Raw genomic sequence first — 14,421 nt, forward strand, 5'->3', positions numbered from 1 at the left:
AATTAATTTCATATAAAATATTAAATTAAATTAATTTTACAATAAGAAATTGTTAACCAAAACTTATTCTTTTTTTCTAAATGTATTTTTAAACCCATTTTACCCAATAATCATGTACATTTGCGTATGCGTTTTGACATCATCACCGTATTACCACAATTATTGGACAGCCCTTTTGCCCACTCTATTCTTCAGCGTGCGCAAAAAAAAGAGTTGTGTTCCATCCATGTTCACAACTTGAGGGATTATTCCGTGAACAAACAGAAATCAGTGGACGATTATCCTTATGGTGGTGGATCCGGAATGGTCATGCAAATTGCGCCCTTTGCAGCGTGTATAGAGAAACTAAAATCTGAGCGCGAATATGACGAGATCATCTATATGACTCCAGATGGGGAGACCTTAAACCAAGGGATAGCCAATGGACTAAGCTCGGCCAAGAATATCATGATATTATGTGGGCACTATAAAGGGATTGACCAAAGGATCAGGGACATATATACCACCCGTGAGATTTCAGTTGGTGACTATGTGCTTTCAGGAGGTGAATTACCGGCGGCCATATTGGTCGACTCTATCGTCAGGATCATCCCGGGGGTGCTCTCTGATGAGACCTCTGCCCTCTCCGACTCCTTCCAGGATGGGCTGTTGGATGCGCCAATCTATACCCGACCGGTAGACTGGAATGGCCATAAGGTGCCTGACATCCTTTTGAGTGGACATGAAGCCAAAATCACAGAATGGCGTCATGAGCAACAACTTATCAGAACAAAACAAAGAAGGCCCGATTTGCTAAATGACTAAAAATCCTGCCTAATCTTTGCTTTTTTCACAAATAAAGTTTGAATATTCAATTTTTCTATTAATTTTGTGATGCAATGATGACTGTAATTCAATATACTAACCGTTGGTGGCTTCTGACTATATAAGTCGGGAAGGTGGTATATTTTAGATAAAAATTTTCATAATCAACCAAAACCACTGAATGGTAGCCCGACGTATTTCGTCGGGCTTTTTTTATTTTTGGAAACTATTAAACACTTATATGAACTTTAAATTCAAAACTAACCATAAGAAGATCTTAGCGGACACGACTACACCGGTAAGCATCTACCTTAGACTGCGCGACACTTTCCCCAACAGCCTGCTCTTGGAAAGTTCGGAGTACCATAGCCGGGACAACAACATCAGCTATATCTGTTGCCAACCGATCGCCAGCATCATCTTGGAAAACGAGGAACTCAGCATCGGCCTACCGAACCAGAAGAAAACCTTAAAGAACGCAAAAGACCTTAATTTGAGAGAAGAGGTTTCAAATTTCAGGAAATCTTTTGAAGCAGATGCAGTTCCTGATGTAAATGTGATTTCCAATGGCCTTTTCGGATATTTCAGCTTTGAGGCCGTGGAATTCTATGAGGACATTGAATTGACGGCCAAAGAAAACAACAGACGGAAAATTCCGACGCTGCAATACCATATCTACAAATACGTCATCGCAATTGACCATTTCAGGAACCAGTTGCATGTGTTTGAAAACCTATTGGAAAACGAACCTTCTGATTTAGACAGGCTTCAATTCCTGATCCAGAACAAGAACTTCCCTGAATATACCTTCCAAGTAAAAGGTGAGGAATCTTCAAACATGAAGGACGAAGACTTCAAGGCCTTAGTCAATAAAATGAAGGAACATATACAGAGAGGTGATGTTTTTCAGATCGTTCCTTCAAGAGCATTTGAAACTCCTTTTTCGGGAGATGAATTCAATGTCTATAGAGCACTGCGTTCGATCAACCCTTCTCCTTATCTATTCTATTTTGATTATGGAGATTTTAAGCTCTTCGGTTCATCCCCAGAGGCCCAGCTAACGATCAAGAATGATCAGGCAACAATCTACCCTATTGCCGGGACTTTCAAGCGGACGGGGAATATGGACCTCGATGAAAAGATTGCGGAAGAATTGAAGAATGACCCGAAGGAAAGTGCAGAGCACGTAATGCTGGTTGACTTAGCCAGAAATGACCTGAGCAGGCATTGCCGCCACGTCCAGGTGAAATCCTACAAAGAGGCGCAATATTATTCGCATGTTATCCATTTAGTGTCCAAGGTTAGTGGAACCCTGAACCCAAATACCAATCCTTTTGATGTGGTTGGAGATACTTTCCCGGCAGGCACCCTATCTGGTGCTCCAAAGCACATGGCAATCACCTTGATCGACCGATACGAAGGTCTGCAAAGGTCATTTTATTCAGGCGCTATAGGATTTATGGGTTTTAATGGGGATTTTAACCATGCCATCATGATCCGTTCCTTCCTGAGCAAACAGAATGTATTGCATTACCAAGCTGGAGCCGGCATTGTACTGGATTCGGATCCGGAAAAAGAATTACAAGAAGTAAACAATAAAATATCAGCTCTTCGCAGGGCTTTAGAATTAGCGGAAACATTATAATGAGCAAGCCAATATTAGTAATCGACAATTACGACTCCTTCACCTATAATCTGGTGCACCTCCTTCAAGAATTGAACGAGCGTTATGAAGTCGTTAGGAATGACAAGTTTGAACTCGAGGATGTCGAGAAATACGACAAGATCTTGTTATCGCCGGGACCGGGTATTCCTGAGGAAGCCGGCCTGTTATTGGATGTCATCCGCAAATATGCACCCAGCAAAAGCATTTTAGGCATTTGCTTAGGACAACAAGCTATCGCTGAGGTTTTTGGAGCTAAGCTGTACAATATGCCTAAACCATTGCATGGTGTGGCAACCAGCATCCAGGTGACCGATCCTACAGAACCTATCTTCAAGAATTTCCCCGAGAATTCTAAAATCGGCCGATACCATTCTTGGGCGGTAGATCCAGACAGTTTAAATGAAGATTTAAAAGTCACTGCAGTAGACCCTAACGGCGTGATCATGGCTTTGAGCCATAGTAAGTATGATGTGAAAGGCATGCAATTTCACCCGGAATCCATATTGACAGACAATGGAAAGACCTTGATTGCCAACTGGATCAAAGGCAAGAATTAATTCCCTCTTAATTTGAAGAATAAACATGACCATATTAGATAAAATCGTAGCTAGAAAAAAAGAGGAAGTGGAAGATGCCAAGGAAAAAGTAAGCCTTTCGAATTTACAGGCCATCCCTTTGTTTTCACGCAGCTGCTATAACCTGAAAGAAAGCATCTTGGACCCCAACAGAACAGGGATCATAGCGGAATACAAAAGAGCATCTCCTTCTAAAGGATTGATCAACGGCACTTCTTCGGTACAAGAGGTGGTTTCGGGATATCAAGCTGCTGGAGCCTCCGCCATCTCGGTACTGACGGACAAGGATTTCTTTCAAGGCTCATTGGAGGATCTGACTGCAGCGCGTGAGGTTCTGCAAATACCGCTATTACGCAAGGAATTTATCGTAGATGAATACCAAATCGCTGAAGCTAAGGCCTACGGAGCAGACATAATCCTGTTGATTGCGGCATGCTTGGAACAGCAGGAGATCAAAACGCTTTCGGAATATGCGAAATCACTTGGCTTAAATGTGTTATTGGAAGTCCATAATGAAGAAGAGCTTCAAAAGAGTATTTTCGAGAGCATTGATGCCATTGGGGTGAACAACAGAAACCTGAAGGATTTCAGTGTTTCCTTGGAGCATTCCTATGATTTAGTCAATAAGATCCCAAACCAATTTATCAAGGTCTCCGAAAGTGGGATCACAGATCCTGAGACCATCAAAGCATTAAAAAAGGCAGGATTCAACGCTTTCTTGATCGGAGAAAACTTTATGAAAACGAAGGATCCGATGGCGGCCATACAGGAGTTTGTAAAACAAATCTAAGCTAAAAACCTGCAATGGAATCAATAGAACGGGGCGTCATCAAAATGTCTAAAATCTTGTGCCTCTTATCTATTGTCTATTTTTGTTTACCTTTGTAAAAATTTCAACAAATAATGTCGGTAAAGATAGGCGAACATATTGATTTAGGTGAGTTTCCATTGTTGTTGGCTCCTATGGAAGATGTCAGTGATCCTCCATTCCGTTACGTGTGCAAACAGAACGGCGTGGACATGATGTACACTGAATTTATCTCCTCTGAGGGCTTGATCCGTGATGCAGCTAAGTCTCGCCAGAAACTTGACATATTTGAATATGAAAGACCTATCGGAATCCAGATCTTTGGATCTGATATTGAGCACATGCGTCAATCGGCTGAAATCTGTACCGCAGCGAATCCAAACCTAATCGACATCAATTATGGCTGTCCGGTAAAGAATGTAGCTTGCCGTGGTGCTGGAGCGAGTCTCTTGCAAGACATCGACAAAATGGTCGCGATGACCAAGGCCGTTGTAGATGCCACCCACCTACCTGTGACGGTGAAAACCAGATTGGGCTGGGACGACAACAGCAAAAACGTGTATGAAGTCGCTGAACGCTTGCAAGACATCGGTATCAAGGCATTGGCTATTCATGGTCGGACCAGGGCACAGATGTACAAAGGGCAGGCAGACTGGTCGATGATCAAGGACGTGAAAAGGAACCCAAGGATAAAGATCCCCATTTTTGGAAATGGTGATGTTGACTCTGTAGAGAAAGCGGCTGCTTGGAGACAAGAATACGAGGTGGATGGCATCATGATCGGAAGGGCATCTATCGGTTACCCTTGGATCTTCAGGGAAGTCAAGCACTTTTTCAATACTGGAGAACGTCTAGAAGGGCCAACCGTTTCTGAACGCGTGGATGTATGCCATACCCACTTGACCAAATCCATCGAATGGAAAGGTGCGAAAACGGGAATCTTCGAAATGAGACGACATTATGCCAATTATTTTAAAGGGATTCCAAATTTCAAGGACTATAGAATGAAACTGGTAAGCCTACAGGATGTTAATGAAATCCTGGAAGTACTGGAAGAAATAAGATTTAATTTTGCAGAAGAAGTCGCTTAGGAAAGCGACTTTTTTTATTCCAAATATTGACTATCCCCTTTTCAGGATCTTTAACAGGGTATTTTTCTCTAAATAGATTACCGCCCCTAAAAAGGCAATAAACAACAGGTTTCCTATCCAAAAATGTCCAAAATAGGCTGACCATGAAACGACTAACCCCATTCCTAAATAGCCAATGATTTTCTTCGTATTATAGGGTATGGAATAATTTTGCTGTCCCCATATATAGGACAGGCTGACCATGACCAGATAGGTGAAGGTAGTGGATAGGGCCGCTCCCAAATAAGAATACCTAGGAATCAATATGAGGTTCAAAACAATGGTTATGGCTGCTCCAATCCCCGATATATACAATCCATAACGAGTTTGGTCGGAGAGCTTATACCAAATGGATAAATTCATATAAATACCCAGCAAAACGTAATTGAAAAGCAGAATAGGCACGATGAACAATCCTGACCAATAGGCACCAAGATTGTCCTTTGATCCCGGAATAAAATACTTTAGCCAGTCTAAATTTGCCGAAATACCGATCATCACGACTATCATCGCGATGACAAAATAATCCATGATGGTGGCATAGGTTTTCCTGGCATTCTCATTCTTGGAATAAGAGAAGAAAAAGGGCTCTGCGCCTAACCTAAATGCCGTAACGAAGAGGTTCAGGAATATCGCGATTTTAGCGACAGCACCATATATCCCCAGATCTGAATCTCCCTGCTCTCCAGGAATTAACCGTGGGAACATGATTTTGTCTAGGTTCTCATTGATAATAAAGGAAATATTGGCAATCAAAATCGGAAAAGAATAACTCAACATACTTTTGATCAACTTATTGTCCAATCGGAACCTAAAGCCCATAATCTGGGGGATCAGAAGCAAAAGGGTAACTACACTGGCCACTAGATTGGCAATAAATACATTGCCTAACCAGCCTTCACGAAACCAACTAGCACTTATATCCCTAAAGAATTCGGAGTTTTTGTTCCATTCTGGTAACCAAGCCAATAAAATAAAATTGACAACAATAAAAACCAGGATATTGATCAATTTCACCAAGCCATAACGGATCGGGCGCCCTCCTGCCCTCAATTTGGCAAAAGGCACCACTGCGATCGCATCTGCAGCAATAATGAGTGCAAAGAACTTGACGTACATGATGTAGTCAGGCACATTTTTGCCCTCACTCAAAAAGTGCGCAATCGGCTCTTTAAAGGTAAATACAGACAACAGGAATATGGCTGTTGTAAATAGGGTAATCAAGAAACTATTGTCGAATACACGATCTTTTTCCACATCCTCCTTTTGCAGATAACGGAAAAATGTCGTCTCCATTCCAAAGGCTATGACAGCATTCAGCATGGATGCATAAGAGAAAAGATTGGTGAATATCCCGTAAATGGAGGTCGGAAACTTACTGGTAAAGAATGGGGTCATCAAGAACCCAAGCATTCGTGATAAGATGGTCGAGAGACCATAAATCATCGTATCGCTGACAAATTTCTTAACTACCGACACGCTTATATGGTTTTCTTAAGGACTTCAAAATTGCGGAACCCTTTGATCACATCAGATTCTTGATAATCCACTTGGGATACTTCGGCATGTTCAGGACCCTCTTGGCAAAAGTCCAATAAAGACTCTAGGGCGAATCTATCGCCCTCAGCTTCTATATATACAGATCCATCCGGTTCGTTCTTCACAAAACCCTTTACCTTCAATTGATCAGCAACAGCTTTTGTAGAAGCCCTGAAAAAGACTCCTTGAACTTTACCTTGAACCTTAATATTCCAATGTTTCATGAATACAAAGGTATAAGAAGAAATAGAATTAGAAACTATCTAATTCTTCTTACCTTAACTTTTGGATTAAGTTTGAAGGTATCCATCCCTTCCAATAGTACCAAACCTGGCTTCTTCCCAACTTCCAAAGACCCTAATTCGCTTTCTAAGTTCAATGCTTTTGCACCGTTCAAAGTAGCCCATTTGATGGTCTCATTGAAATCCAAATCTGGGAACTCTTTGTGGATTACCTTTAATTCCTCCAGAATATCCAAGGTATCATTCGATGCCAAACTGTCGGTACCAATAACGATGTCATGGCCACCCAATAAGAAATTGTCGATTTTTGGAATTCTATCCTCGATATATAGGTTGGCTTTTGGACAGAAACAGAAATAAACAGATCTCCCCATTCTATCCACAAAGTCCAAATCCTTAATGGAGGTATAGGTATTGTGTACCAAAATCAATTTGTTCTTACTCGGAATATAAGGAAGAAATGATTGCAGGGAGTTTCTAGCTTGAGCTCTAAAATCTTCCAAAACCATGTCCATCTTTTTGAAAAACTCCAAGAATTCACCTTTTTTATAGCGGAAAAGCTTGTTCTCTTCATCACTTTCCTGATTATGGATACTGATGATATTATCTTCGCTGATAGCCTTCTTCAAGGTCTTAAACAAGAACTTGGATCCGGAATAAGGGGCGTGAGGGGTAATTGAGGAATGTTTATAATCAAAATGGAATTCAATTTCCTTAGCATTATCGATTCTAGTAACGACCTCCTCTTTATTGGTTGCCATTACTTCTACGAATGTATGGTATTTGATAGGACTGTTCTCCTTGATCTTAGCGGTCACTGCGGAGTTGACGTGGTCACCAACAGCTTGGATGCCGTTATCATACATCATCTTGTCAGCTTCTTCCATTGCAGCTTCTAATTTACTCTCATGGTTACCGCGTTCATTGATTACAGCAGAAAGAAATGAAGGTAATCCTGTACTCCTCGGCACAACACCTAATAAATGGGAAAGTTCCAAATGGCAATGAGCATTTACAAATCCAGGAATTAAAGCTCCTTTGAATTGTTCCACTAAATTTTCATCTATTTCACCTGGATTGAAAACACCTTTCACAATCCCTTGATCATCCATCGCGACAACCCCCCTTTTAATAGCAGGACCGGCAACAGGAAACACAACATCAGCAGCGTAATACTTCATAAGAAATTAATAGTTCCGTTTTTTTAAAGTTAGCGTAATTTGCCCATTGATGGCAATGTTGGCAATTTACAAAAAAATATAATGAGTTTAACTAATAAAATAATAATTACGAACTTGTTACAATAATATTTAAATTTTGTTTTATTTATCCAAAAGATTAGATTTGCCGCATCGAATAGGGGTGCCTTGTTGTAAAACACAAATAAAGGCTGAGATTATACCCTGTATTTCAAGTGTTTACAAGAAATACATACCTGATCTGGATAATGCCAGCGTAGGGAAAGGGCGGTTAAATAGAACTTGTTGTGACCCCTTACAGCAAGAAAGTTTAACTCTTTAAAACATTTTTTTATTATGTTTAACAAGCTTTGGGCAACTTTAGCCTTATGTTTGCTAGTACTTGCGAGCTATGCGCAGCAAAACTTAACTGTTAGGGTTTTAGACAAATCTGGAGCACCTGCAGACGCCGCAACCGTGTCCATCGACGGACAATCTAAATCAACCAATAAAGACGGAATTGTCGTTTTTGGCAATCTAAGCAAAGGTCTCCATGACTTAAAAATTTCTTTTATTGGTTATAAATCCGAAATTTTAAGAATAAATCCAGAAAATCAAGCTAATTTTTCCATTCAATTAAAAGACAGGGTCTATGAATTCGAAGAAGTTTATGTAACTGCAACTCGTGCAAAAGAAAACTCTGCGACCACTTTCAAAACCATCAGCAAGGAAGAAATCAAGAAAAACAACCTTGGCCAGGACATTCCTTACCTCCTTGACCAGACGCCCGGAGTGGTGATTGGATCCGATGCAGGAGCAGGAATTGGTTATACGAACATGACCATCCGAGGATCCGATAACGAACGTATCAATGTCACCTTGAATGGCATCCCCCTGAATAACCCAGAAAGCATGGGTTCTTTCTTTGTAAACCTTCCTGACTTTGCTTCTAGCACAGAAAGTATACAGATCCAACGGGGTATCGGTACTTCTACCAATGGACCAGCTGCTTTTGGTGCTTCATTAAACTTCCAGACGGATGCCCTAGAGACTAAGCCTTACCTAGAGTTCAATAACTCGTTCGGCTCTTATAACTCTTGGAAAAATACCTTGAAAGCAGGGTCTGGATTGATCAACAATAAATTCGCTTTCAACGCCAGGTTATCCAGGATTTCTTCTGATGGCTATGTTGATAGAGCTTCATCGAATTTAAAGTCTTTTTATGTAGATGCAGGCATGTATACCGATAAGCATACCCTCAAAGCGACTGTGTTCTCAGGTAAGGAAAAAACTTACCAAGCCTGGTATGGCCTTACAGAACCATTGTTCACAGGAAACAAAGAAAGAATCGAAGAATACGCCGATAACCTTTGGTTGTTCGATGCAGAGCGAGAAAGGTTCTTAAACGGTGACCGTAAATACAATTACTACACTTACGATAACCAGACGGACAACTATACGCAAACACATGCTCACTTGAACTATTCCTACCGTCCTTCAGAAAAAATGACCTTTAATACTGCCCTTCACTATACCCGCGGTGCTGGTTATTATGAAGAATTCAGGCCGTTGGACGGATTAGATCATTATGGAATTGACCCAATAATAGTCAATGGTAAAGACCTTGAAGACACCGATTTAATTAGAAGAAGATGGTTGGACAACCACTTCTATGGTTTGACTTACTCTTTACTTTATAAGCCATCCAACAACTTAAACTTCACATTTGGCGGAGCCTATAACCAATACAAGGGCGACCATTATGGCGAAGTAATCTGGGCAGATCAGGTTCCTCAAGATAAGCTGAACGACAAGTACTATTTTAGTCATGCCAATAAAAATGACTTCAACTTTTATGCAAAGGCTGATTATAGACTTGAAAACTTCCTTTTCAATCTAGATGTGCAGTACAGAAACATCGTTTATAATGGAAAAGGAGACGACGACAAAATAAAGGACTTCACCTTTGATGACAATCATAACTTCATCAATCCAAAAGCGGGGATTACCTATTTCTTGAGTGGTAATTCTAATCTATATGCTTCTTATGCCTTTGCAAGTAAGGAACCTACTCGAAATGATTATGTAGAAAATCCTATCGGAGCCTTCCCCAAAACAGAAAAGATGCAGGACATAGAAGCCGGTTATCGTTATAGAACAGATAACATCAATGTTGGAGCAAACCTATACGCAATGCTTTATAGAGATCAATTGATTCCAACTGGCGCATTGAACGATGTAGGTTCTGCAGTAAGGATTAATGTAGACAAAAGCTATAGAATCGGATTTGAGCTTGATGGAAGCTGGAGAATCCATCCGAAATTCATTTGGTCTGCAACAGCAGCCTTGTCGCAAAACAAGATCAAAAACTTTGTAGAAAACATTCCAGTTTATAATGACGATTTCGATTTTGTGAAGTATGATCTAATCACACATAAAACAAGTGATATTGCAAAATCACCTGCCGTGGTATTATCTAATAACTTCACTTATAAACCGATTGAATCTTTAAGCTTCAGCTTTTTGAGCAAGTATATCTCTAGGATTTACCTAGATAACACATCCGAAGTGAACAGAAGTATCGCTCCTTCTTTCGTAAATAATTTCCAGGCGATCTATTCATTTTCAGTATTTGGTCTTAAAAACGTAGACTTAAACCTAATGATCAATAATATTTTCAACGAGAAATATGCTACATCGGGATACACATACAGCATGATCATGGAATCTGCAGGAAAAAGAGATTATTTCAATTTCTATTATCCTCAGGCAGAAACCAATGCCATGCTTGGTTTAAATATTAGATTTTAATAGTACCAAACCCCTCAGAAGATGTCCTTTCGTTCATTCGAAAGGGCATTTTCGCTTTTTAGGGCAAACAAAACCTATAGGCCAATTGATTTTGCCAATACCGAATTAAATAATACTTTTAAACCATGCGAGCAGTAATTCAAAGAGTAACCCATGCATCCTGCACAGTCGACGATCATATTACAGGACAAATTGAACATGGTTTACTTGTTCTTTTGGGTGTAGAGGAAGAAGATTCCAAAGAGGATCTTCAATGGTTAGGACAGAAGTTGATCAATCTGAGGATATTCTCAGATGAGCAAGGGTTGATGAACAAATCGGTACAGGACATCCAAGGAAACATCCTATTGATTTCTCAATTCACTTTATTTGCACAGACCAAAAAAGGTAACCGCCCTTCTTTCATCCGTGCCGGAAAACCCGACAAAGCAAAACCTATGTACGAGGAAATGGGAAAGTTCCTCTCTGAACTTTTGGAGAAAGAAGTACAGATGGGCATATTCGGAGCGGACATGAAAATAGACCTACGAAACGACGGACCAGTTACCATTATCATGAATACCAAAGACAAGGACAACTTCTAACACAAAGCACATGACAATCAAAGAAGCACAAGAAACAGTAGACAAATGGATTAGCACAACTGGAGTACGTTACTTCAATGAGCTGACGAATACCGCCATGCTGATGGAAGAAGTCGGAGAAGTTGCCAGAATTATGGCGAGAAAGTACGGCGAACAATCCTTCAAAAAATCAGATGAGGAAGTTAACTTAGCTGATGAAATGGCCGATGTGCTCTTCGTCCTGATCTGCCTAGCCAACCAGACCGGCATCGATCTAACGACAGCCCTAGAAAAGAACCTCGATAAGAAAAATATGCGCGATGCTGATCGCCATAAGAATAATGAGAAGCTGAAAGATTAGTATTGAGATGTGAGATATGAGATGTGAGACAACATAAGCTTCCCATTAATAATCTCCAAGAGGTTATTTAATTGTTGTACAGGAATCTTGACGCTGAATATCTTAAATCTCAATTCTCATATCTCATATCTCCCCCTTACTTAAACTCAATTTCCGCCAACAAGGGCAAATGATCTGAAGAATATTCTTCCTTGATCACATGGTAGCTTTTCCAATTGAATTCTCGGTTTTTTAGGACCATGATATAATCGATCTCATTCTTGGTATTCACATTTGGGGAGGTCGGCTGATTAGAAGTCGTATTTCTCACAAAGTATTCTTCCAATATCTTGATCGGTTTAGAATCCGGTTTTGCATTCAGATCACCAACTAAAATCAAAGGCTTCTTATAGAGCTCGCCCAGTTCATTAATAAATTCAGATTGAGCAATCCTGTTCTCTTCCTTCAGATCAAGATGTGTATTGGCCAAAGAGACCGTTTTACCACCAGGCAACTCCACATCCACGATCGCTAATGAACGATTTTCACTTTTCACGGGCATAGGAAGGTCATATCTCCTCTTGCCTACAATCTTATGTTTGCTTAGGATCAATACCCCATAATAGCCTTTCTCCAGATCAATCCCTTTAGAAAAGAAATATTCAGTTCCGGTAAGTTCCGCAAGCTTCTCAGCTTGATTGACCATTTCAGAGCGCGACACATTGACATCAACCTCTTGAATCCCAATAATATCAGCCTTAGAATCATTAATTACCTTTGCTATGGCTTCAATATCAATTTTCCCAGGAGTAGAAGGGGGATTTGCGTGGTGAATATTATAGGTAAGGATTTTTACGGTTTGCGCTTTGAGTTGAATCGACACAAAAAGCAATAGGATCAGGCTAAGTAGACGCATAATTAATAATTTGATTGAAGTTAATATAATTCAACTAATAATACCAATTTATTATCTTAGCGACATGAAAAAACCTAATTTGATTTATTTATTCTTAATCGTCTTTTTTCTGGGTTCCTGCTCAGTTAATCAACAGACTGCCTCCAACCAAACCGAATTTGAAAACGGAGCAGTCGTGACGGCTCACCCGATTGCATCAGAGGTGGGAGTAGAGATTTTAAAAAAGGGCGGAAATGCAGTTGATGCAGCAATAGCTGTCAAATTTGCTCTAGCAGTAGTCTACCCTAATGCTGGAAACCTGGGGGGAGGTGGATTTATGGTCTTTCGTGGCAGAGATGGTTCAGTATCATCGCTTGACTTCCGCGAAAAAGCACCCGAAAAAGCTTCCAGAGACATGTACTTGGACAAGGACGGAAACCCTATCACTGACCTAAGTCTTTACGGACAATTGGCATCAGGGGTACCTGGATCTGTTGCTGGTATGGATGCTGCCTATAAAAAATATGGCACCATCGCATGGAAAGACCTGGTACAGCCAGCAATCGACCTGGCAACAAAAGGCTTCCCAATTACCAAACAACAAGCTGGCGAATTCAACCGCTATAAAGCCCGTTTCCAAAAATTCAACCCTAATGGCGCAGCTATCATCCGCGATGCGGAATGGAAAGAAGGCGACCTTTTTGTACAATCCGAATTGGCAGAAACCCTAAAACGCATTTCAGAGCAAGGTCGTGATGGCTTCTATAAAGGAAAAACAGCCGAATACATTGTTGATGAAATGAAACGAGGCAATGGTATCATCAGCTTAAAAGACCTTGAAAATTATCAAGCCAGCTGGAGAGACCCAATTGTAGGTATGTACAAAAACTACAAAGTGATTTCCATGCCCCCTCCTTCCAGCGGTGGTGTGGCTCTAATGGCTTTATTGCAATCTGTAGAGAAATACCCGCTTGCTAAATGGGGATTCCAACATGATAGCACTGTACGTGCCATGGTAGAAGCAGAACGCCGCGTGTATGCCGACCGAGCAACACACTTAGGAGACCCTGACTTTTATCGCGTACCTATCGCAAATCTAACAGATGCAAAATTCAACCAAGATCGCATGGCTAAAGTAAACTTGGACAAAGCTACGCCAAGCGATCAAGTAAAAGCAGCAAAATTCCCAGGTTACGAATCGGAAGAAACCACGCATTACAGTATCGTTGACAAGAATGGCAATGCCGTTTCATTGACTACAACCATCAACGGATCTTACGGATCCTGTGTATGGGTTGATGGAGCAGGATTCCTTTTAAACAACGAAATGGATGATTTCTCTGTAAAACCAGGCTCACCAAATATGTATGGCCTTCTAGGGGGAAAAGCTAATTCCATCGAACCCGGGAAAAGAATGCTCAGTGCCATGACACCAACCATCATTGAAGAAGATGGCAAGTTGAAAATGGTTGTTGGTACCCCAGGGGGATCTACCATCATCACTTCCGTATTCCAAACCATCCTGAACGTTTTGGAATTCGACATGTCGGCACAAGAATCCGTGTCAGCAGCTCGTTTCCACCACCAATGGCAACCTGACGTAATCGACGTTGAAGAAAAAGCAATCAACGACAAAACCCGTCAAAGCCTAGAAGAAGACGGTTACAAAATCAATAAAAGAGGTGCTATCGGCCGCGTAGAAAACATCGTTATCCTCAAAAACGGAAAACTCCAAACCGGAGCCGACCACCGAGGCGATGACCAAGCGAGGGGATACTAACCCGTAGATATTAGAAATGAGATGTGAGATTTGAGATAGAAAAACCTATCAACAATTTCACATCTCATTTATATTTACACCCCTTTAAAT

The 14,421-nt window shown here is 40.8% G+C and carries 13 protein-coding genes, 2 pseudogenes and 1 riboswitch; of the genes and pseudogenes, 11 read left to right on the plus strand and 4 right to left on the minus strand.

Annotation, left to right across the window (positions count from 1 at the left end):
* Positions 1-126 precede the first annotated feature (126 nt).
* The 5 genes from trmD (at position 127) to dusB (ending at position 4,944) form a co-directional block, all read left to right on the plus strand.
* Positions 127-804, plus strand: a complete 678-nt coding sequence (gene trmD / locus ACK2WI_RS16565; RefSeq protein ID WP_409151627.1) for a tRNA (guanosine(37)-N1)-methyltransferase TrmD — start codon at positions 127-129, stop codon at positions 802-804.
* Positions 805-1,045: 241 nt separating this feature from the next.
* On the plus strand, positions 1,046-2,449 hold the full coding sequence (locus ACK2WI_RS16570) for an anthranilate synthase component I family protein (protein ID WP_409151628.1): 1,404 nt from the start codon (positions 1,046-1,048) through the stop codon (positions 2,447-2,449).
* Positions 2,449-3,027, plus strand: coding sequence for an anthranilate synthase component II (locus ACK2WI_RS16575; protein WP_409151629.1), 579 nt, complete (start codon positions 2,449-2,451; stop codon positions 3,025-3,027). Before ACK2WI_RS16570 ends, ACK2WI_RS16575 begins: the two co-directional genes overlap by 1 nt.
* A gap of 25 nt (positions 3,028-3,052) precedes the next feature.
* On the plus strand, positions 3,053-3,835 hold the full coding sequence (gene trpC, locus ACK2WI_RS16580; RefSeq protein ID WP_409151630.1) for an indole-3-glycerol phosphate synthase TrpC: 783 nt from the start codon (positions 3,053-3,055) through the stop codon (positions 3,833-3,835).
* Positions 3,836-3,948: 113 nt separating this feature from the next.
* Positions 3,949-4,944 carry a tRNA dihydrouridine synthase DusB gene (gene dusB, locus ACK2WI_RS16585; RefSeq protein WP_093101063.1) on the plus strand — a complete coding sequence of 332 codons (996 nt, stop codon included), beginning with the start codon at positions 3,949-3,951 and terminating at the stop codon, positions 4,942-4,944.
* A gap of 30 nt (positions 4,945-4,974) precedes the next feature.
* Here dusB and ACK2WI_RS16590 read toward each other — a convergent pair whose 3' ends face one another.
* The 3 genes from ACK2WI_RS16590 to ACK2WI_RS16600 are packed head-to-tail and all read right to left on the minus strand — an operon-like array spanning position 4,975 to position 7,945.
* Positions 4,975-6,462, minus strand: a complete 1,488-nt coding sequence (locus ACK2WI_RS16590; protein ID WP_409151631.1) for a polysaccharide biosynthesis C-terminal domain-containing protein — start codon at positions 6,460-6,462, stop codon at positions 4,975-4,977.
* A 2-nt stretch (positions 6,463-6,464) separates the two neighbouring features.
* On the minus strand, positions 6,465-6,746 hold the full coding sequence (locus tag ACK2WI_RS16595; RefSeq protein ID WP_409151632.1) for an acylphosphatase: 282 nt from the start codon (positions 6,744-6,746) through the stop codon (positions 6,465-6,467).
* Positions 6,747-6,781: 35 nt separating this feature from the next.
* The gene (locus tag ACK2WI_RS16600) at positions 6,782-7,945 is read right to left on the minus strand and encodes an amidohydrolase family protein (RefSeq protein ID WP_409151633.1); all 1,164 of its coding nucleotides are present in this window, start codon (positions 7,943-7,945) and stop codon (positions 6,782-6,784) included.
* 167 nt (positions 7,946-8,112) lie between these two features.
* Positions 8,113-8,243: riboswitch (TPP riboswitch) on the plus strand.
* Positions 8,244-8,299: 56 nt separating this feature from the next.
* Between ACK2WI_RS16600 and ACK2WI_RS16605 the strand changes: the two are divergent.
* The 5 genes and pseudogenes from ACK2WI_RS16605 to ACK2WI_RS16625 form a co-directional block, all read left to right on the plus strand.
* Positions 8,300-8,950: pseudogene (locus ACK2WI_RS16605) on the plus strand (TonB-dependent receptor plug domain-containing protein); the annotation flags it as partial.
* Positions 8,926-8,997, plus strand: a pseudogene (locus tag ACK2WI_RS16610) (hypothetical protein); the annotation flags it as partial. The pseudogenes ACK2WI_RS16605 and ACK2WI_RS16610, both read left to right, overlap by 25 nt.
* A gap of 73 nt (positions 8,998-9,070) precedes the next feature.
* Positions 9,071-10,753, plus strand: a complete 1,683-nt coding sequence (locus ACK2WI_RS16615) for a TonB-dependent receptor (RefSeq protein WP_409151918.1) — start codon at positions 9,071-9,073, stop codon at positions 10,751-10,753.
* Between the two features lie 125 nt (positions 10,754-10,878).
* Positions 10,879-11,337, plus strand: a complete 459-nt coding sequence (gene dtd, locus ACK2WI_RS16620) for a D-aminoacyl-tRNA deacylase (RefSeq protein ID WP_313367492.1) — start codon at positions 10,879-10,881, stop codon at positions 11,335-11,337.
* Between the two features lie 10 nt (positions 11,338-11,347).
* Positions 11,348-11,677, plus strand: a complete 330-nt coding sequence (locus tag ACK2WI_RS16625; protein ID WP_313367493.1) for a nucleotide pyrophosphohydrolase — start codon at positions 11,348-11,350, stop codon at positions 11,675-11,677.
* A gap of 136 nt (positions 11,678-11,813) precedes the next feature.
* Here the strand turns inward: ACK2WI_RS16625 and ACK2WI_RS16630 are convergent, their stop codons facing one another.
* A complete protein-coding gene (locus tag ACK2WI_RS16630) occupies positions 11,814-12,572 on the minus strand; it encodes an endonuclease/exonuclease/phosphatase family protein (protein WP_409151634.1) in 759 nt (252 codons plus the stop codon).
* A 64-nt stretch (positions 12,573-12,636) separates the two neighbouring features.
* Here ACK2WI_RS16630 and ggt point away from each other — a divergent pair, with 64 nt between their 5' ends.
* The gene (gene ggt / locus ACK2WI_RS16635; protein ID WP_409151635.1) at positions 12,637-14,331 is read left to right on the plus strand and encodes a gamma-glutamyltransferase; all 1,695 of its coding nucleotides are present in this window, start codon (positions 12,637-12,639) and stop codon (positions 14,329-14,331) included.
* The last annotated feature ends 90 nt before the right edge of the window (positions 14,332-14,421 follow it).

Origin of the sequence: Sphingobacterium sp. BS-2 (assembly GCF_046161205.1) — a bacterium.
GTDB lineage: Bacteria > Bacteroidota > Bacteroidia > Sphingobacteriales > Sphingobacteriaceae > Sphingobacterium > Sphingobacterium mizutaii.

Excerpts from the sequence above, each read along its gene's own strand:
- trmD (WP_409151627.1), top strand. The coding sequence starts at position 127 with ATGCGTTTTGACATCATCACCGTATTACCACAATTATTGGACAGCCCT.
- ACK2WI_RS16570 (WP_409151628.1), top strand. The coding sequence starts at position 1,046 with ATGAACTTTAAATTCAAAACTAACCATAAGAAGATCTTAGCGGACACG.
- ACK2WI_RS16575 (WP_409151629.1), top strand. The coding sequence starts at position 2,449 with ATGAGCAAGCCAATATTAGTAATCGACAATTACGACTCCTTCACCTAT.
- trpC (WP_409151630.1), top strand. The coding sequence starts at position 3,053 with ATGACCATATTAGATAAAATCGTAGCTAGAAAAAAAGAGGAAGTGGAA.
- dusB (WP_093101063.1), top strand. The coding sequence starts at position 3,949 with ATGTCGGTAAAGATAGGCGAACATATTGATTTAGGTGAGTTTCCATTG.
- ACK2WI_RS16595 (WP_409151632.1), bottom strand. The coding sequence starts at position 6,746 with ATGAAACATTGGAATATTAAGGTTCAAGGTAAAGTTCAAGGAGTCTTT.
- ACK2WI_RS16600 (WP_409151633.1), bottom strand. The coding sequence starts at position 7,945 with ATGAAGTATTACGCTGCTGATGTTGTGTTTCCTGTTGCCGGTCCTGCT.
- dtd (WP_313367492.1), top strand. The coding sequence starts at position 10,879 with ATGCGAGCAGTAATTCAAAGAGTAACCCATGCATCCTGCACAGTCGAC.
- ACK2WI_RS16625 (WP_313367493.1), top strand. The coding sequence starts at position 11,348 with ATGACAATCAAAGAAGCACAAGAAACAGTAGACAAATGGATTAGCACA.
- ACK2WI_RS16630 (WP_409151634.1), bottom strand. The coding sequence starts at position 12,572 with ATGCGTCTACTTAGCCTGATCCTATTGCTTTTTGTGTCGATTCAACTC.
- ggt (WP_409151635.1), top strand. The coding sequence starts at position 12,637 with ATGAAAAAACCTAATTTGATTTATTTATTCTTAATCGTCTTTTTTCTG.